18 protein-coding genes are annotated in these 18,077 nt (G+C 71.0%); 8 read left to right on the top strand and 10 right to left on the bottom strand.

Features of this window, described 5'->3' with window-relative positions; genetic code table 11:
• Positions 1–44: 44 nt before the first annotated feature.
• Positions 45–1,076 carry a sugar ABC transporter substrate-binding protein gene (locus AC07DF_RS33815; protein WP_478980015.1) on the bottom strand — a complete coding sequence of 344 codons (1,032 nt, stop codon included), beginning with the start codon at positions 1,074–1,076 and terminating at the stop codon, positions 45–47.
• Between the two features lie 203 nt (positions 1,077–1,279).
• Here AC07DF_RS33815 and AC07DF_RS33810 point away from each other — a divergent pair, with 203 nt between their 5' ends.
• The 6 genes from AC07DF_RS33810 to AC07DF_RS33785 all read left to right on the top strand — a co-directional run bounded on the left by AC07DF_RS33810 (position 1,280) and on the right by AC07DF_RS33785 (position 7,515).
• Positions 1,280–2,317 (top strand): LacI family DNA-binding transcriptional regulator, encoded by a 1,038-nt coding sequence (locus AC07DF_RS33810; protein ID WP_478980013.1) that lies wholly within the window; start codon positions 1,280–1,282, stop codon positions 2,315–2,317.
• A 250-nt stretch (positions 2,318–2,567) separates the two neighbouring features.
• Entirely contained in the window at positions 2,568–3,671 is a 1,104-nt protein-coding gene (locus AC07DF_RS33805; protein ID WP_478980011.1) for a sugar ABC transporter substrate-binding protein, read from the top strand.
• A gap of 98 nt (positions 3,672–3,769) precedes the next feature.
• Complete coding sequence (locus tag AC07DF_RS33800; protein WP_478980009.1) at positions 3,770–4,831, top strand: ABC transporter permease; 1,062 nt, start codon at positions 3,770–3,772, stop codon at positions 4,829–4,831.
• 2 nt (positions 4,832–4,833) lie between these two features.
• Entirely contained in the window at positions 4,834–5,625 is a 792-nt protein-coding gene (locus AC07DF_RS33795) for an ATP-binding cassette domain-containing protein (RefSeq protein WP_478980007.1), read from the top strand.
• A 131-nt stretch (positions 5,626–5,756) separates the two neighbouring features.
• On the top strand, positions 5,757–6,857 hold the full coding sequence (locus AC07DF_RS33790; protein WP_478980005.1) for a winged helix DNA-binding domain-containing protein: 1,101 nt from the start codon (positions 5,757–5,759) through the stop codon (positions 6,855–6,857).
• Positions 6,858–6,933: 76 nt separating this feature from the next.
• On the top strand, positions 6,934–7,515 hold the full coding sequence (locus AC07DF_RS33785; protein WP_478980003.1) for an Rv1733c family protein: 582 nt from the start codon (positions 6,934–6,936) through the stop codon (positions 7,513–7,515).
• Positions 7,516–7,731: 216 nt separating this feature from the next.
• Here the strand turns inward: AC07DF_RS33785 and AC07DF_RS33780 are convergent, their stop codons facing one another.
• The 9 genes from AC07DF_RS33780 to AC07DF_RS33740 form a co-directional block, all read right to left on the bottom strand.
• Positions 7,732–8,985, bottom strand: a complete 1,254-nt coding sequence (locus AC07DF_RS33780) for a cation:proton antiporter (RefSeq protein WP_478980001.1) — start codon at positions 8,983–8,985, stop codon at positions 7,732–7,734.
• Positions 8,986–8,991: 6 nt separating this feature from the next.
• Positions 8,992–9,477 (bottom strand): cation:proton antiporter regulatory subunit, encoded by a 486-nt coding sequence (locus tag AC07DF_RS33775; protein ID WP_478979999.1) that lies wholly within the window; start codon positions 9,475–9,477, stop codon positions 8,992–8,994.
• A gap of 131 nt (positions 9,478–9,608) precedes the next feature.
• Positions 9,609–10,064 (bottom strand): hypothetical protein, encoded by a 456-nt coding sequence (locus tag AC07DF_RS33770; RefSeq protein WP_478979997.1) that lies wholly within the window; start codon positions 10,062–10,064, stop codon positions 9,609–9,611.
• A 103-nt stretch (positions 10,065–10,167) separates the two neighbouring features.
• Positions 10,168–11,841, bottom strand: coding sequence for a purine-cytosine permease family protein (locus AC07DF_RS33765; RefSeq protein WP_478979995.1), 1,674 nt, complete (start codon positions 11,839–11,841; stop codon positions 10,168–10,170).
• A 135-nt stretch (positions 11,842–11,976) separates the two neighbouring features.
• Complete coding sequence (locus AC07DF_RS33760; RefSeq protein ID WP_478979993.1) at positions 11,977–13,239, bottom strand: glycosyltransferase family 39 protein; 1,263 nt, start codon at positions 13,237–13,239, stop codon at positions 11,977–11,979.
• Entirely contained in the window at positions 13,239–14,516 is a 1,278-nt protein-coding gene (locus tag AC07DF_RS33755; RefSeq protein WP_478979991.1) for a bifunctional glycosyltransferase family 2/GtrA family protein, read from the bottom strand. The genes AC07DF_RS33760 and AC07DF_RS33755 overlap by 1 nt, the downstream gene beginning before the upstream one ends.
• 136 nt (positions 14,517–14,652) lie before the next feature.
• Positions 14,653–15,174, bottom strand: a complete 522-nt coding sequence (locus AC07DF_RS33750; RefSeq protein WP_478979989.1) for a cellulase — start codon at positions 15,172–15,174, stop codon at positions 14,653–14,655.
• Between the two features lie 11 nt (positions 15,175–15,185).
• Positions 15,186–15,692, bottom strand: a complete 507-nt coding sequence (locus tag AC07DF_RS33745; RefSeq protein WP_478979987.1) for a SigE family RNA polymerase sigma factor — start codon at positions 15,690–15,692, stop codon at positions 15,186–15,188.
• A gap of 240 nt (positions 15,693–15,932) precedes the next feature.
• A complete protein-coding gene (locus AC07DF_RS33740) occupies positions 15,933–16,298 on the bottom strand; it encodes a DUF6479 family protein (protein ID WP_478979985.1) in 366 nt (121 codons plus the stop codon).
• Positions 16,299–16,402: 104 nt separating this feature from the next.
• Here AC07DF_RS33740 and AC07DF_RS33735 point away from each other — a divergent pair, with 104 nt between their 5' ends.
• Together AC07DF_RS33735 and AC07DF_RS33730 are read left to right on the top strand one after the other, a co-directional pair.
• The gene (locus tag AC07DF_RS33735; protein ID WP_478979983.1) at positions 16,403–16,777 is read left to right on the top strand and encodes a four-helix bundle copper-binding protein; all 375 of its coding nucleotides are present in this window, start codon (positions 16,403–16,405) and stop codon (positions 16,775–16,777) included.
• A gap of 75 nt (positions 16,778–16,852) precedes the next feature.
• Positions 16,853–18,031 carry an acyl-CoA dehydrogenase family protein gene (locus tag AC07DF_RS33730; RefSeq protein WP_478979981.1) on the top strand — a complete coding sequence of 393 codons (1,179 nt, stop codon included), beginning with the start codon at positions 16,853–16,855 and terminating at the stop codon, positions 18,029–18,031.
• The last annotated feature ends 46 nt before the right edge of the window (positions 18,032–18,077 follow it).

Here is an 18,077-nt window from a genome sequence, read left to right as displayed (position 1 = left end):
GTCTCCGGGTAGAGGGGACAGATGCGGTGCGACGGTGCGGGCGGTCAGCGCGTGCCCTTGGCGGCGAAGCCGGCGACGCTGTCGATGTTGCTCTTGTCGACGAAGGCCGGGCCGGTGAGGACGGGTGCCTCGCCGCCGCCCATGTAGTTGCCGTTGTTCCTGTAGAGCCACAGGGAGTCGACGGCGAGATAGCCCTGGAGGTAGGGCTGCTGGTCGACGGCGAACTCGATGTCGCCCTTCTTGATGGAACCGACCAGGTCCTTGTTGAGGTCGAAGGTGGCGACCTCGGCCTTGCTGGCGGAGTCCGACACCGACTGCACGGCTGTCAGCGCGAACGGCGCGCCGAGCGTGACCACCTGGTCGATGGCGGAGTCCTGCTTGAGCTTGGCGGTGATCGTGGACTTCACGGACGGCATGTCGTTGCCGTTGACGTAGACGTTCGAGACCTGGCCCTTGAATGTCTTCTTCACTCCGGCGCAGCGGGCCTCCAGCCCGACATGACCCTGGACCTGGACGACGCAGACGGCCTTCTTCGCCCCGGTCGCGTTGAGCTTCTCGCCGAACGCCTGGCCCGCGACGGACTCGTCCTGGCCGAAGAACTCCAGCAAACCCTGGTCCTTCCACTCGTCCATGCCCGAGTTGAAGCCCACAACGGGGATGCCGGCGGCACGGGCCTTGGCGACAGCCGACTTCATGGCGTCCGGCTTGGCCAGGGTGACGGCGATGCCGTCGACCTTCTGGTCGATCGCGTTCTGGACCAGGTTCGCCTGGCCGCCCGCACTCTCGTCGTTGGAGTAGATCAGCTTGACGTTGTCCTTGGCCGCGGCGGCCTCGGCGCCCTTGCGGATGATGTCCCAGAACGTGTCGCCCGAGGGCGCGTGCGTGACCATCGCGATGGTCATCCGGGGCGTGTCGGCCCTGCCGGCCGCGGCGTTCGCCCCGCCCTCCTCGGCCTTCTTGCCGCCGGAGCCGCTGGAGCAGCCGGTGGCGAGCAGGGCGGTGGCCGCGACGGCGACGCCGGCCGCGGTCCAGCCCTTTCTGCGGGGGCGGGTGTCTGGAGCGGTTGTGCGGTTCATGATCGTGCACCTCACTGGACGACAGGGGGTCGCTGCGTCCCACGGGCGGGGAGCGGAGACGGGCCTCGTGGTGACGGCTCATCGACCGGACGGGGTGGCTCAGGCAGTCGAACCTGCTCGCTTAAAGCGCTTTAAGTGCTGGTACTATCTGTGGCGTCACAGTCGTATGTCAAGAGTGTGGCCGCCAGTCGATGGGAGGTCATGTGGGCGAGCTCGACTCCGCGGCTCCCGCGGGCGGCAACGGCGCGGCTCCGCGCCCCCGGCTGGAGGACGTCGCCGCGCGGGTCGGTCTGTCCACCGCCTCCGTGTCGCTGGTGCTGCGCAATGTGCCCGGGCCCAGCGAGCGCACCCGGCAGCGTGTCCTGAAGGCCGCCGCCGACCTGGGCTACCGCCCCGATCGCACCGCCAGCGCGCTCGCCAGCAGGCGCAGCAGGCTGCTCGGGGTCATGGTCGACATCCACAGCCCCTTCCACGCCGAGCTGGTCGAGCACCTGCACACGGCCGCCGAGGAGATCGGCTACGACCTCGTCCTGAGCACGCTGACCCGGACCCGTGACGAGCACGCCGCCGTCGAGACGCTCCTCGCCTTCCGCTGCGAGGCGCTGATCCTCCTCGGGCCCGTGGCCCCCGCGTCCGCCCTCACCGACCTCGACCGCAAGGCGCCCGTCATCTCCGTCGGCCGCCGGATCGCCGACGCCGACCTCGATGTCGTACGCAGTGCGGACGACGACGGCGTGGGCCAGATCGTCGACCACCTGGTGGGGCTCGGCCACCGCTCCATCGTGTACGTGGACGGCGGCAAGGGCGTCATCGCCACCGACCGGCGCCGCGGCTACCGCAGCGCCATGCGCCGGCACGGGCTCGACGAGCACATCAGGGTCCTCCAGGGGGACAGCACGGAGAAGGCCGGCGAGAAGGCCGGCCGCCAGCTGGTCGGCGGCGGCGAACTGCCGACCGCCGTCGTGGCGTACAACGACCAGAGCGCCATCGGTCTCCTCACCGCCTTCCGGCGTGCCGGCATCGACGTCCCGGGCACGGTCTCCGTCGCGGGCTACGACGACGACACCCTGTCCCGGCTGGACGCCTTCGACCTGACCACGGTCAGCCAGAACGCCGAGGAGCAGGCCCGGCAGGCCGTCACGGCCGCCGTCGAACGCCTGGACCAGGGGCGTACCGAGCCTCGCGAGATCGTCCTCGCTCCGTCCCTGGTCACGCGCGGGACCACGACAGAGCCGCGCTGACCGTCGCGTGCCGCGGGCGTAGACAACAAAGCTCGCAATTCGAGGCCGGACCCTTGACACCTCTTTGAAACAGAAGCATGCTCTGCGGCACCCACTTAAAGCGGTTTAAAAGATCGCAGGGCTTTTCGTCACCGTTTCCCGGCCGGGGCAGGCACGCCTCCCTTCTTCGCCTGCCCGCCCCCGGTTCTCCGGCCTCACCTCTCGCCTCGCCCAGGCCGCCGCCTGGTACCGCACGAAGGAGACCCCGCACATGGAACGCAGCATGCCTGAGCGCCCGTTGGGCCGCCGTCTCTCCCGCAGAGCCCTGACCGCGGTGAGCCTGCTGGCCCTGGCGGCGAGCGCGCTGACCGGCTGCGCCAGCGGCAAGGCCACGGGCACCACCGACGGGCAGACGGAGGCGTCGGGCGGAACCGATTCGACGGGCGGGGCGAAGAACACCGGCAAGAGCAACGGGAAGAACTCCATCTACGTCATCGGCGGAAAGCCCGACGACCCCTTCTGGTCCGCGATCAAGCGCGGCGGCGAGGACGCGGGCAAGCTGGTCAAGGCGAAGGGCGGCTCGGTGACCTTTCTGGGCCCGAAGACCTACGACAACCTCGGCCCCGACGCCGCCAAGCTCACGCAGACCGCCCTGTCGCAGAACCCGTCCGCCATCGTCGTGCCGGACTGGGTCCCCGAGAACCAGGACGACGCGATCAAGCAGGCCGTGAAGAAGGGCATCCCGGTCTTCATCTACAACGCGGGCGGCGTCGACGCGGCCAAGAGGACCGGCGCCCTGAAGTACATCGGGTCGGACGACTACGAGGCGGGCAAGGCCGGTGGCGACAGGTTCGCCGACGAGGGCGCCAAGAACATCCTGTGCGTGAACACGGTGCCCGGCGCGGCCAACTCCGAAGCCCGCTGCGACGGCATCGCCGACGGTGCCAAGGCCGGGGGCGCCGAGTCCGGGCAACTGCCCTTGCCCTCCTCGAACTTCGGCAACCCTTCCGCCGTGACGCAGGCGATCAAGGGCGCGCTGCTGAAGGACGACAGCATCGACGCCCTGGTGACGATCGGCGTGCAGGACGCGGACAGCGCCGCCGCAGCGATCGAGCAGGCGAAAGCGGGGGACAAGGTCCAGCTGGGCACCTTCGACCTGTCGGACAGTCAGCTGGAGCGCATCAAGAGTGGCAAGCAGCTGTTCGCCATCGACCAGCAGCCGTACCTCCAGGGCTTCTACGGGGTGTCGGTGGCGAATCAGTACCTGTCCTACGGCGTGATGCCGCCCCAGAACCCGCTGCTGACCGGGCCGCTCCTGGTCACCTCCGGCAACGTCGACGCGGCGATCGACGGCACCAAGGCCGGCGTCCGCTGACCCGCCTCGGGGGTGCCCGGCCCTGACCCGGGCGCGGCACGCCCGGCCTCGCGTCCCCGCGCAGCACATCCCAGATGCACAAAGGTGGTAGCAGTCCGATGACAACGTCCCTGACCGATACGACAGCCGACGCGCAGAGCGCCGCCGCCCCGCCGCGACCGTCCGAGAGCCGGCTGACCCAACTGCGGCACCGCCCCGAGGCCGGGGCGCTGATCGGAACGCTGAGCGTCTTCGTCTTCTTCGCGATCTTCGGCGGTGAGAGATTCCTGGCCGCGGCCGGCGCGGCCAGCTGGCTGAACATCGCGGCCGAACTCGGCATCATCGCCATCCCCGTCGGACTGCTGATGATCGCCGGCGAACTCGACGTCTCCGTCGGCTCGGTGCTGGCGGGCAGCTCGATGACGCTGGCCATCGTCTCCGGCTACTGGGGCGCCCCGATGATCGTCGGCATCCTGCTGGCCCTCGCGCTGGGTCTGCTGACCGGCCTGCTCAACGGCATCATCGTCACCCGGACCAATGTCCCGTCCCTCGTCGTCACGCTGGCGACCCTGTTCGCCCTGTCCGGCCTCACCCTCGGCCTCTCGCGCGTCACGATCGGCACCACGAGCGTCGCCATCCACCCGGACCCCACCTCGAAGGCGCTCTTCGGCCAGCTGATCGGCGGCCAGTTCGAGGTCGCGATCTTCTGGTGGATCGCCGTGGCCGTCGGGGTCACGGTGCTGCTGCAGATGATGCCGTACGGCAACTGGATCTTCGCCATCGGCGGCGACAAGGAGAGCGCCCGTGCCACCGGAATCCCGGTCGCCAGGGTGAAGATCGCCCTGTACATGGCCAGCGGGTTCGGCGCCGCCCTCGTCGGCGTGATCCAGACGATCCTCTACAACGGCGCCCAGGTCGCCAACGGCCAGGCGTTCGTCTTCAACTCCATCATCGCCGTGGTCATCGGCGGCGTGCTGCTCACCGGCGGTTACGGCTCGGTGGTCGGCGTCGTGATGGGCACGCTCACCTTCGCCATCGTCAACCAGGGCATCTACTACACCGGCTGGAACTCCGACTGGGCCGCGCTGATCCTCGGCATTCTCATCCTCGTCGCGGTGCTGATGAACAACACCTTCCGCCGGCTCGCCCTGTCCACCCCCCGCTCCCCGAAGAAGGCCTGACCATGACCGCGCCCCTTCTGCGTCTGACCGACGTCAGCAAGTCCTTCCTCGGCACCCACGCACTGCGGGACATCTCCCTTGAGGTGGACGCCGGAAAGGTGCTGTGCCTGCTCGGCGACAACGGCGCCGGCAAGTCGACCCTCATCAAGATCCTCTCCGGGTTCCACAAGCCGGCCACCGGCACCATCGAGGTCAACGGCGAGCAGGTCGCCTTCGACAGCCCCCGGGACGCCTCCGCGCACGGCATCGCCACCGTCCACCAGTTCGGCGGCACCTTCCCGCTCATGGGCGTCGGCCGCTCCTTCTTCGTCGGGGCCGAACCCACCAAGGGGTGGGGCCCGTTCAAGCTGTTCGACAAGAAGCTGGCGGGCGAGATCGCCGTCCGCGAGATGCAGTCCCTGGGCATCACCCGGGTCACCGACGGCGCCCGCCTCGTGGGCAGCCTGTCCGGCGGTGAACGCCAGGCCCTGGCCATCGCGCGCGCCGTCTACTTCGGCGCCAACGTCCTCATCCTCGACGAGCCCACCGCGGCGCTCGGCGTCAAGGAAGCCGCGCACGTCCTGCGCATCATCATGCAGGCCCGCGCCAAGGGCGTCGCGGTCATCCTCGTCACCCACAACGTCCGCCACGCCATGATGGTCGGCGACCACTTCGCCGTCCTCATCCGGGGCCAGAAGGCCGACGACTTCCGCAAGGGGGAACGCACCCGGGAGGAGATCACCGACCTCATGGCCGGCGGCGAGGCCATGGCCGACCTGGAAGCGGAGCTGGCCCTGCTGCAGTCCGGGTCCTGAGGGCGCGACACCTCGGCACGACGCCGGATGCGGTCAAGACCTGACCGCATCCCGTGCGACGGTGACCGGGCAAGCCGCCCGGACCACTCGAACCACGGGCCGGCACACGACTCGAAGGCCGAGGTGCTCCTTTGACCGTTCTCGACGCCCGGGCGCTCAACCGTGCCACCCTCGCGCGGCAGTTGCTCCTCGACCGCGCCGACATGCCGGTGCTCGATGCCGTCGCGCATCTGTGCGGTCTTCAGGCACAGGAGCCGCAGGAGCCGTTCATCGGGCTCTGGTCCCGGTTGCGGGCCTTCGAGCCGACGGTGCTGTCGGATCTGCTGACCGGGCGGCGCGTGGCGCGCACCCACCTCATGCGCCGCACCGTCCACCTCGTCACCGCCGACGACCTGGTGGCCTGGCGGGCGCGCCACGACGCCATGCTGCGTCAGCGGGTGCTCGGCACCTACCGCCGCGAGCTGGAAGGGGTGGATCTCGGGGAACTCGCGGCGGCCGGTCGGAAGGTCATGGACGACGGTGAACCCCGCACGATGGGCCAACTCGCGCGTGCCTTCGTCGACCGCTGGCCGGCGGCCGGGCCCCGGCCCCTGGGCGAAATGCTGATCGCCGGCCTGCTCCCGACGGTTCAGCTGCCGCCGCGCGGGCTGTGGCGCACCACCGGGGCAGCGCGCTACGAGCTGGTCTCCTCCTGGCTGGGGCGCGAGATCGACCCACCGGACCCCGACGGCTCCGACCCCGTGGGGCAGACACTGGTACGGCGCTATCTCGCCGCGTTCGGCCCCGCCGCCTCGGCCGACCTGCGCGCCTGGTGCGGCCTGGCCGGACTGCCCGCCGCCGTCTCCGCCGTGCGCGAGGAACTGGTCTCCTTCCGCGACGAGCGCGGCCGGGAACTGCTGGACCTCCCCGACGCTCCGCGCCCCGACCCCGGCACCCCCGCCCCGGTGCGTTTCCTGCCTGCCTTCGACAACGCGATCCTCGGCTATCACAACCGCGGCCGGATCATCGACGACGCCCACCGCGGCCTGTCGGTCGCCGGTGCCCGTGTCGTCCTGGTCGACGGCCGCGTCGCCGCGAGCTGGCGCGTCGAGGCGGACACCGTCCTGATCACCCCGCTGGCCCGCTTCACCCGGGCCGAGCGCACCGCCGTCGGCGAGGAGGGACGGGCGATGGCGTCCTTCCTCTCCGGCGGCGACAGCCGTCGCGTACGGATCGAGGCGTCCCCCGGCTGAGCGCCACGCCGACAGGGGCACCGATCAGGCGCACACTGGAAGGGTGCTGCCGGTGCTCACGAGGGGGTGTCGGCCGATGGAAGCGTCAGAGCGTACGACCATGCGGTGGTGGCGGTGGCGACGCAACGCGCTCAAGCGGCGCGTCGACGTCGTCGAAGCCTGGGTGGTGCTCGCCGGCTGGGTGTTCGCCCTGCTGGGCGGGCTGGCCGGCGGGCTGATGGCGGCGGGTGCGGTCGAGCAGGCCGTCGAACGGCAACGGGCCGCGAGCCGTCAGGTCTCGGCGGTCGTCGTGAAGGACGCGCCGGGTCCGTCACCGGCCCGCGCGGCGAGCGACCACCGGGTATGGGGCGAGGTGCGGTGGACCGCGCCGGACGGTTCGACGCACAGGGACGAGGCACGGGTGCCGCCCCGGGCTCCCGCCGGGAGCACGGTCCCCGTGTGGGTGAACAACAGCGGTGACATCACGACCCCACCGGTGTCCGAAGGCGAGGCCTGGCTCCACACGACCATGGGCGGTGCACTGGCCGGAGCCCTGGCGGGCGGGGCGGTGCTGGGAGTTTCCTGGCTGATCCGGCTGTCCCTGGACCGGCGGCGCATGGCGCAGTGGGACGCGGAATGGGAGCGGATCGACACGCGGCGGGGGTGGAAGACGGGCTGACCGGGCGGTGGCTTGCCGGGGCTCACCGGGAGCCGGTGCGGACGAGGCCGTAAGGCTGACGGTGTGCCGGAGTCGTACGCGGTGTGCTGCCGGTGGGGACTGACGGGCCCATGCCGGGGGGAGCCGGACGGTGGTGTGCTCCCGGACGGGCTGGACCACGGCGGTGCCGCGGACTCTCACCGCGGCTCCGCCGACGCGCCCGGCGTGGGCCGTGCGTCAGGTGCGGCCGACAGGGTCCTGGCCCTCGAGGCTCTCGTGAGCGCCGGGGGCTACAGGCGCCGTCTCCCCGGGTGCCGCGGCCCTCCTCCGGCGCACCCGTCCGGTCAGCAGCGTGGCCACCGGCTCGGTCCAGCGGGCGGTCAGCGGGCCGAGGAGAACCAGGATGAGGACGTACGCCGTGGCCAGGGGGCCCAGGGAGGGCTCGATGCCGGACGTGACGGCGAGTCCCGCGATGACGATGGAGAACTCGCCGCGGGCCACGAGCGTGCCGCCGGCCCGCCAGCGGCCCTTGGGCCCGATCCCGGCCCGGCGCGCGGCCCAGTAGCCGGTGGCGATCTTGGTCGCGGTGGTGACGGCCGCCAGGGCGAGGGCGGGCAGCAGGACGGGCGGGATGCTGGCGGGGTCGGTGTGCAGGCCGAAGAAGACGAAGAACACCGCGGCGAACAGGTCCCGCAACGGCGCGAGCAGACTCGTCGCGCCCTCGGCGACCTCGCCCGACAGCGCGATGCCGACCAGGAAGGCGCCCACGGCCGCGGACACCTGGAGCTGCTGGGCGAGTCCGGCGACCACGAGGGTGACGCCGAGCACCACCAGCAGTAGCTTCTCGGGGTCGTCGCTGGAGACGAAGCGGGAGACATGGCGACCGTAGCGCACCGCCAGGACGAGGACGACCGTGGCCACGCCCAGGGCGATGGCCAGCGTGACGGCGCCCGCGGCCAGGCCCACCCCGGCCAGTAGAGCGGTGACGATGGGCAGGTAGACGGCCATGGAGAGGTCCTCGAGGACCAGGATGCTCAGGATGGCCGGTGTCTCCCGGTTCCCGAGCCGCCCCATATCACCGAGCACCTTGGCGATGACGCCGGAGGAGGACACCCAGGTGACGCCGGCCAGTACCACGGCGGCGACCGGGCCCCAGCCGAGCAGCAGGGCCAGTGCCGCCCCGGGCAGGGCGTTGAGGACGGCGTCGACGACCCCGGCTTGATAGTGGGTTCTGAGGTTGGAGACCAGGTCGGCGGCCGTGTACTCCAGGCCCAGCATGAGCAGCAGCAGGATGACGCCGATCTCGGCGCCGATGGCGACGAAGTCCTCGCTCGCGCCCAGCGGCAGCAGCCCGCCCTTGCCGAACGCGAGCCCGGCCAGCAGATAGAGGGGGATCGGCGAGAAGCGCAGACGCCCGGCGAGCCGGCCGAGCAGCCCGAGCCCGAGGATGAGGCAGCCGAACTCGATCAGGAAGACCGCGGAGGAGTGCATGGCGGGTCACTCCCGCCCGAGTATCTCGGCGGCCGCCTCCACGCCCTCGCGGGTCCCGATGACGATGAGGGTGTCCCCGCCGGCGAGCCGGAAGTCCGGCGCGGGGGAGGGGATGGCCTCGGCCCGGCGCAGCACCGCCACGATGGAGGCGCCGGTGTCGGTGCGGATCCGGGACTCGCCCAGCAGCCGGCCGTTCCAGTGCGAGGAGCCGGGCAGTTCGATCCGCTCGGCGACGAGCCCCAGGTCGGTGGTGGACAGCAGGTTCGGCGTGTGGTGCGCGGGCATCAGCGCGTCGATGAGCGTGGCCGCCTCCTCCGTCGTCAGGCGCACCGAGAGGTCGCAGGCGTCCGGGTCGTCCCTGCGGTAGGCGCTGATCGTCCGGTGGCCGTCGCGGTGGGCGACCACCGAGAGACGGCGGCTGTCCCGTGTCGTCAGGTCGTAGCGGACCCCGATGCCCGGCAACGGCGTACTACTGAGGCGTGGCGCGCTCATCCCTGTCCCCCTTCGGTCGGCGTGCGCGTTCCGGTGACTCGCCTGCGGGGGCCGCGCCCGGACGAGGGACCGGATCCGGCCTGTGCGCTCATCCTAGGCGGCAGGACGGAAGGGCACCCGTCCTGCGTGTGCTACCTGGAGGACTCCGGGACGGGCGATCCGGAAGGGAAGGGAGTGGCCGAGGGCAGCCTCGCGGTCGCCCCCTCCACCTGCCGTACGGTGCTGCTTCCCGGCTGATGCCCCGTGCCCGCGCCGGTGGAGAGCTGGGACCAGGCCCCGAGGGCCACGGCCACCGCGGCGGCGGTGGCGACGACCCGTCCCACGCGCCGGGCCTTGGCACGGCGGTCCAGATCCCGCCAGGCCACACGGACCCACAGGTCCTCCGGCTGCCACAGGTCACCGACGGAGTGCGGGGGTTGGAGGCGCCGTCCCGCCGCGCGCTCCTTCGCGGAGGGCTCCCTCGGGGCGGAGGCGCGTATGGAGTGCTCGCTGTCCGAGAGGAACTTCAGCCAGACCTCGTTTGGGATCGAGGGAACGCCGTCCGGCTCGTCGGGCTTTCCCCGTCTGCCCGGTCCTTCGGTGGTCATGTCCGTCATCCCCTCTCCGACCCTTGGCCTGATCACTGCGCAGCGCAAGATCAGTATGCCGCCCGGCTCGGCGAAAGGCCTCGCCGGAGAGGGGAATCCGGCTTCACTTCGCGGCGGGCGCCGCCGGCAGCACGTGGTCGCCGACCTTGTCGGTGCTCAGGCAGAGCGAGCAGACCACGGCGTCGTGCGTCTGACAGGCGGCCACGTCCGGCCGCTCGAACCGTTGCCGGCACACATGGCACTCGTAGGCGACGGCGCTGGGGTTGCCGTCCTCGTCGAAGAGCGGCTCGCAGATGCCGTCGTCCGTACGGCGCAGGTAGTACTTCCCTTTGGTGACCACGGCCATCAGCGGCGTGAGGACGAAGGCGATGACGGCCGCGGCGACGGGGGAGTACGGCTGGAGCGCGTCGCCCAGCGCGTGGAAGTACATGGCGATGGACAGCCCGGACGCGGCGACGAAGGCCACGACACCGACCGGGTTGACGGCGTAGAGCATGCCGCGGCGGAACTCGGGGGCGTGCGGGGACAGTTTCAGCACGTACTTGTTGATGCCGATGTCGGTGGCCACGGTGACCACCCAGGCGATCGCGCAGTTCGAGTAGAAGCTCAGGATGCTGTTGAGGAAGCTGAACATGTCGGCCTCCATCAGCGCGAGCGCGAAGCCCAGGTTGACCAGGACGAAGACCATCCGGCCCGGGTAGCGCCTTGTGACCCGGGTGAAGGAGTTGGTCCAGGCGAGGGAGCCGGAGTACGCGTTCGTCACGTTGATCTTGATCTGGCTGATCACCACCAGGATCACGGCCAGCGGGACGACGATCCAGGACGGCATCATCGCGTCGAAGGCGTGCTTGAACTGCTGGATCGGCTCGGGGGCCGCGGTGGGACCGACCTCGGCGATGATGTAGACCGCGAGAAACACACCGATGGCCTGCTTCAGCGCGCCGAGCACCACCCAGCCCGGTCCGGCCATCACCACGGCCGTCCACCAACTGCGCTTGTTCGCCTCGGTCTTGGGCGGCATGAAACGCAGATAGTCGATCTGCTCGCCGATCTGCGCGATCAGCGACAGGCACACGCCCGCGCCCAGCAGCACGGACGCGGTGTTGACGCCGCCGTCCCCGTCGGTGCCCGCGTAGGCGAGGAAGCGGTCGACGGTCCCCGGGTCGGTGGCGACCAGGTAGACCAGCGGACCGACCATCAGCAGCAGCCAGATCGGGGTGGTCCACACCTGGAGCTTGCTCAGCGCCGTCATGCCGTAGATCACCAGCGGGATCACCATGAGGGTGGAGACCAGATAGCCCAGCCACAACGGCAGTCCGAGGCCCAGCTTCAGGCCCTGGGCCATGATCGAGCCTTCGAGGGCGAAGAAGATGAAGGTGAAGCTGGCGAAGATGACGCTGGTGAGCACCGAGCCGAAGTAGCCGAAGCCGGAGCCGCGGGTGATCAGGTCCAGGTCGATGTTGTAGCGGGCCCCGTAGTAGGCGAGGGGGAAGCCGGTCACGAAGATGACGACGGCGGCGACGCCGATCGCGAGGAGCGCGTTGCCGGTGCCGTGCGCCAGGCCGATGCCGGCGCCGATGGAGAAGTCGGCCATGTAGGCGATGCCGCCGAGCGCGGTCGTCGCCACCACCATCGGAGTCCAGCGCCGGTAACTGCGCGGCGCGAAGCGGAGGGTGTAGTCCTCCAGGGTCTCCTTGACGGCCTGGTCGGAACCGGGCGCCGCCTGCCGCGCCGGTTCCGGATCGGTGACTTCTGCCAGTCGTGGCTCGGTACTCATGCCACGCCTCCTCGCTGCGGGTTGGGGACGACAAGGCAGGCACGGTAGGCAGCGGGCGTTACCCCTAAATACTTCCTGCGTGAAGGGAATGTTTCGAAGGGAATGTTTCGGGGCCATCTCGCGCGTCGACAGCGGCTACGGCACTCCGAGTTCGAAGAGCACGTACCCGGCGTACGACCCGGAGGCCAGCGCGGCCGTGCCGAGGGCCGTGGCCAGGGACGGCCATCCGAGCCGGCTCATCGCGAGAGCGAGAGGGATCAACAGCGGGAAGAGGGGCAGCAGATAGCGCGAGACGTTGCCGAAGATCTGCTGGGTCGTCATCACCATGAGGTACGACAGCACCGTGTAGACGACGAGTACGGCAGGCGGGCGCAGACGCAGCAGCAGCACCGTCAGCACCGGCACCGCCAGCACGACGCAGACGCCGATGACGTCCTCGAAGGCCCTGGCGAAAAGATAGTCGAAGTGCCCGACGGGAAGGGACGTCAGCACCTTGAACGTGTGGGCTCCCCCGTCGAACTTGTGGGCCCACGCGCCGTCCTGGAGCTTGGAGTAGCCGTTGATGTCGCCCATGCGGTAGTTGACCCAGGCGAGATAGCCGAACAGTCCCAGTGGTGCGATCGCCACGGCTGCCAGCGGACGCAGGACACCGTCCCGGCGCCGGCGCAGGGACAGCAGCGCGGCGACGGCGAGGGCGGCGATCAGCGCGGCGGCGGTGGGCCGGCAGAGCCCTGCCGCACAGGTCAGCAGACCGGCGGTCAGCCAGCGGCGGGACATGACGGCATGGCAGGCCCAGGCGGCGAGGGCCGTGTAGAGGGATTCCGAATAGCCCGACCACTCCGTGCCCGAGCCGGGCCAGACCGCCCACAGCCCGGCCGCGACCAGACCCGCCCGGTGGCCGCCCAGCCGCCGCGTCACGGCGTAGATGCCGAGCGCCGCGACGAACGAGGCGATCACGGACACCGTCATGCCGGCGCCGAACAGCCCGAGCCCGGTGCACTCCGAGACCAGGCGCATCAGCGCCGGGTACAGCGGGAAGAACGCCGCCGAGTTGCCCTCGAGGGTGATCAGGCCGGTCGCGCCCGGGACCGGTTCCAGGGCGGGGTCGTATCCGTGCTCGGCTATCTGCTGGTACCACCAGCCGTCCCAGCTGGCCAGGACGTCCCAGGGGTTCTCGCCGCCGCCGAAGCGGGGGTTCTTCTTCCGGAAGTCGCCCGTGGAATCCAGCAGATACATGAAGACGGCGAAGCCGGCCAGCTTCAGCACGCCGTACGTCAGCAGCACGGGACCGTAGCGCACGGCGGCCCAGCGCAGCCGATGGCGGAACTCCCGGGCTCTTCGGGGGACTTCAGGAACCTCGTGGCCCGACAGCGGTCGGCTCAGCTCGGTGGTGCTCATCAGGATCCTGTCGTACGGCGGTCGTTGTCACGGGCGGGGAACACCCAGGCCCGGAAGAGGAGGAAGCGCAGCAGCGTCGCGGCCAGGTTGGCGGCGACGAGCGTCGCGAGCTCGACCTCACGGCCGGCCCCGGGCGCGGCCTGGTGCAGGGCGGCCAGGGAACCGCTGGTCAGAGCCAGCCCCACCAGGAACGCCGCCAGGCCCTTGAGCTGGTGGCGCAGTGCGCCGCCGCGCCCCCGCACCCCGAAGGTGAGCCGGCGGTTGGCCGCGGTGTTGGCGACCGCGCTGGCGAGCAGGGCGAGGGCGTTGGCGGCCTGCGCCCCCGTCGCGGGTCTGAGCCCGAGGTAGAGCAGCAGGTAGCACAGGGTGCTGGCGACACCGACGGCGGCGAAGCGCACCGCCTGCCGTGCCAGGCCCGTCGGCAGTTCCCCGGCGAGGTCGCCGTCGCCGCGGTGCAGCGCGCTCAGCGGCAGCCGTCCGCAGGCCAGGGCGCGGCCCAGCCTCGCCATGCCCCGCAGATCGGCGAGCGCCGTGGAGACGATGCGCACCCGGCTGTCGGGGTCGTCCACCCAGTCCACCGGCACCTCGTGGATCCGCAGCCCCGCGCGCTCGGCGATGACCAGCAGCTCGGTGTCGAAGAACCACCCGCGGTCCTCCACCAGTGGCAACAGTCGTTCGGCGACGTCCCGCCGCACCGCTTTGAACCCGCACTGCGCGTCGGAGAACCCGACGGCGAGCGTGGAGCGCAGAAGCCCGTTGTAGCAACGCGAGATGAGCTCCCGCTTCGGCCCGCGCACCACGCGCGAACCACGCGCCAGGCGGGTGCCGATGGCGATGTCCGAGTGCCCCGAGATCAGCGGCGCGACCAGCGGCAGCAGCGCCGCGAGGTCGGTGGACAGATCCACGTCCAGATACGCCAGCACCGGGGCACGGGACCGCGACCAGGCGGCGTGCAGCGCGCGGCCCCGTCCCTTCTCGGCCAGCCGGATCCAGTCCGTGCCGGGCAGCTCGGCGGCCAGGCGTGCGGCGATCCGCGGGGTCCGGTCCGTGCTGGCGTTGTCGGCGATGGTGATCCGGAACGAGTAGGGGAACGTCTCGCCGAGGTGCGCGTGCAGACGCCGGACGCACGGCTCCAGATCGTTCTCCTCGTTGTACACCGGGACCACCACGTCGAGGACGGGGTCCGGGTGGTGCGCGGGCAGGGGCGCCCGGCGGGGCAACGCGGCGAGTTCTGAGGTCGGGCGGTCGAGCACGGCCGACCGCCGTACGGTTCTCATGGCTGCTTACCGGTCTCTTTCTGGCGCGCGGCATACGCGAGCGCCGGTTCTGGGCATGCCGAAGGCGCCCGTGTCGGTGGTGCGGTGACGAGAGGTCGGGGCGATGACGCCCCTGGCGGGAACCGCTCTCAGGCGGCTACTCGGTACTGACCGATGCGGAGGGCTCCTGTGTCGTCTCCAGGGCGGAGGGCGGCGCCGCCGTACGGGTCGGGGGAGGGTGCGACGAGGGGAATGACGTCGTGGTCCCGGTAGCGGTGGGCGTTGCGGTCGGCGTGGGACCGGTCGGCGTGCTCGTGGTCCCGGTCGGCGTGCTGCTGCCGGGCAGGGTCGCGGGCATCGACGACGCCGACCGGCTCGGAGCCGGGCTCGGATCGGGGGAGTCGGTCGTGGGCCCGTCGTCGTGCGTGGGCGTCGGGCTCGTCGCGGGCCGCGGCCGGGGATCCGCGGGCTGGGCCTTGGTGAGCATGCCGGGCAGCAGGGCGAGCCCGACACTGAGCCCGGCCACCGCGACGGCGGAGCCGCCCGCCTTCCACAGCATCCGTGACCTGCGGCGGGCCCGGATGCCCTGGTGCAGCCGCTGCCGCTGCGCGGGCTCGTAGGGAGTGTGCTGCTGGGCGTCGCGCATCAGCCGCGACAGGTCCCGCTCGAAGTCGTCCATCGTTTCTCCCTTCACCCCATGGGCCTGACGGCGTCGGACAGGATCTGGCGGAGCCGTGCGACTCCGCGTGACGCGTGGGACCGCGCGGTACCCACGGGGCAGCCCAGCGCCTGGGCGACCTGGGCCTCGGGCAGGTCCTCGTAGTAGCGCAGCACGACCGCCGCCCGCTGCTTCGGCGACAGCAGGGCCAGCGCGGTCTCCAGGCGCGAGCGCTCCGCCACGGTGGAGGACACGTCGCCCGGGTCGGCCCGGTCCGGCAGCTGCTCCACCGGGCGCTCACCCCACCAGCGCCGTCGCGCCGAGCGCGCCGCCATCCGCACCAGCACCGTGCGGACGTATGCCTCCGGGGCCTGCTCCGCGACCTTCGGCCAGGCGAACCACAGCTTCACCAGGGCCTCCTGCACCAGGTCCTCGGCCCGTTGCCGGTCGCCCCCCGTGAGCAGCCGCGCGACATGGAGCAGCGCCGACCAACGGGCGGCCACGAACTCGTCGAAGCCGTCCGCCCGAACCTGCTCCATCCTCACCGTCCCGCGTCTCAGTGGCCTCCTACACCTCTGAAAAGACGCTGGACCCCACCCCACGCTGCACCCGGATCCTGTGATCCACCTCACTCCGGCCGGACCCGGGTACGGAAAAGGGCCCGTGCACAGGCACGGGCCCTTCTGCGTACGACGTCATGTACGACCGGGGAGGGCGATACGTACGAAACCGGGGATGCCGATACGTACCGGGCCGGGGATGGCGATGTCGCGCGGAAGTCACCTGCCGCCCGGGCCGCCCCCGCCGAACGAACCGCTGCTGCCCTCGTCCCACCGCGGGCGCTCCTGCGACGCGCTCCTCCGGTCGCTCACGTTGCCGTGGGCCTTCAGCCGGTGCGGCGTCAGGCGGTCCTGGCTTCGCGGCACCTCCTCGGGCTCCCGGCGCTCACTGACCTCGCGGACCGGTCCGCCGTCGGGCAGCCGCGGCTGCTCGTCGGGGCGCGGCGTGGGCAGCTCCCTGCGCTTGATGCGAACGCCGAGGACGAAGGCCCCCAGCAGCAGGGCCACGACCACCACACCCGCCACTACCAGCCCGATGCCGAGGGCGCCACGGCCCGCGGCCATGTCCATCCATACGGTATTCATGGCGACGCGGGTACCCCTGGCCCTCACCCTGAACCTGCCCACCTCGGACGCGCGCCTTGGGAGCACCGGGTTTGACGGGCATCGGCGTGGGCTACCCGCGCGGTGTGACTTCGACGACATCCCAGCAGGAGCTGTTCCGGTTCCTGGAGGACCGCTTCGCCTGCGCGCAGGCGTGTACAGAGTGCGCACGGGCGTGCGCGCTGCGCGCGAGCCTGGTGGATCCCGACGGCACCGAGAACCAGGAACTCGTACGACGCAAGGGCATCATGTGCGCGGAGGTCTGCGACGCGACCTGCCGTGTGCTGTCCGAGCAGAACCAGGTGGACGAGGGCGCCATCCGCGCCCAGGTGGAGTGGTGCCGGACCGTGTGCCTGGAGGCCGCCCACACCTTCGACCGGCAGCCGGGGGCGGAGGACTCGGCGACGGCGTGCCGCGCGTGCGCGCGGGCGTGCACGGATTTCCTCGCCACGCTGAACTGACATCGCCATTCCCTATTTCTGAAACACGTTCTACGGTGTGCGCCGACAGGACCGGCCTGGGAGCCTGGAGGCGCCGTGCACCTCGAATACACGCCCGAGCAGCAGCGGCTGCGCACCGAACTGCGCGCCTACTTCGCCGAACTGGTCCCGGACCACGCCTACGCCCGGCACGGCGACCCCGCCGCGCAGAAGCGGTTCTACCGCGAGACGATCCGGCGGCTCGGCGCGGACGGCTGGCTCGGTGTGGGCTGGCCCGAGGAGTACGGCGGGCGCGGCCTGACCGCCATGGAGCAGTTCATCTTCTTCGACGAGGCCGCCCAGGCCGGCGTCCCGCTGCCCCTGATGGCGCTGAACACCGTCGGTCCGACGATCATGCGGTACGGCACCGACGAGCAGAAGGCCTGCTTCCTGCCGAAGATCCTCTCCGGCGAGATCGACTTCGCCATCGGCTACAGCGAGCCCGGTGCGGGCACCGACCTCGCGTCCCTGCGGACCCGCGCGGTGCGGGAAGGCGACGAGTACGTCGTCGACGGCCAGAAGATCTGGACCACCAACGGCGACACCGCCGACTGGGTGTGGCTGGCCGCGCGCACCGACCCCGACGCCCCGCCGCACAAGGGCATCACGATGCTGCTGGTGCCGACCACCGACCCCGGCTACTCCTGCACCCTGATCAACACCCTCGCCTCGCACGACACCACGGCCAGCTACTACGAGAACGTCCGCGTCCCCGTCTCCCGCCGGGTCGGTGCCGAGAACGAGGGCTGGCGGCTGATCACCAACCAGCTCAACCACGAGCGCGTGACCCTGGCGGCCCACGGCACCATGGCGATCCGCGCCCTGCACGACGTGCAGCGCTGGTCTACGGAGACCAAGCTCGCCGACGGCCGCCGGGTCGCGGACCTGCCCTGGGTGCGCCGCCTCCTGGCCCGCACCCACGCCCGGCTGGACGCCCTCAAACTGCTCAACTGGCAGATGGTCAACTCCGTCCAGGAGGGCACCCTCACCCCGCAGGACGCCTCCGCCGTCAAGGTCTACGGCTCCGAGGCCCGGCGCGACGCCTACGCCTGGCTCATGGAGATCGTCGCGGCGCCGGGAGCCCTGAAGGAGGGCTCGGCGGGCGCGGTCCTGCACGGCGAACTCGAACGCGGCTACCGCTCGGCGGTCATCTTCACCTTCGGCGGCGGCAACAACGAGATCCAGCGGGAGATCATCTCGTGGATCGGGCTGGGGATGCCGCGGGTGCGTCGCTGAACGAATGTGACGAGGATTTTTAGTTGGCACAGAAGAGGGATAGTTG

The sequence above is a fragment of the Streptomyces sp. NPDC044719 genome, from assembly GCF_056433405.1.
This window is presented reverse-complemented; position numbering and strand designations above follow the sequence as displayed.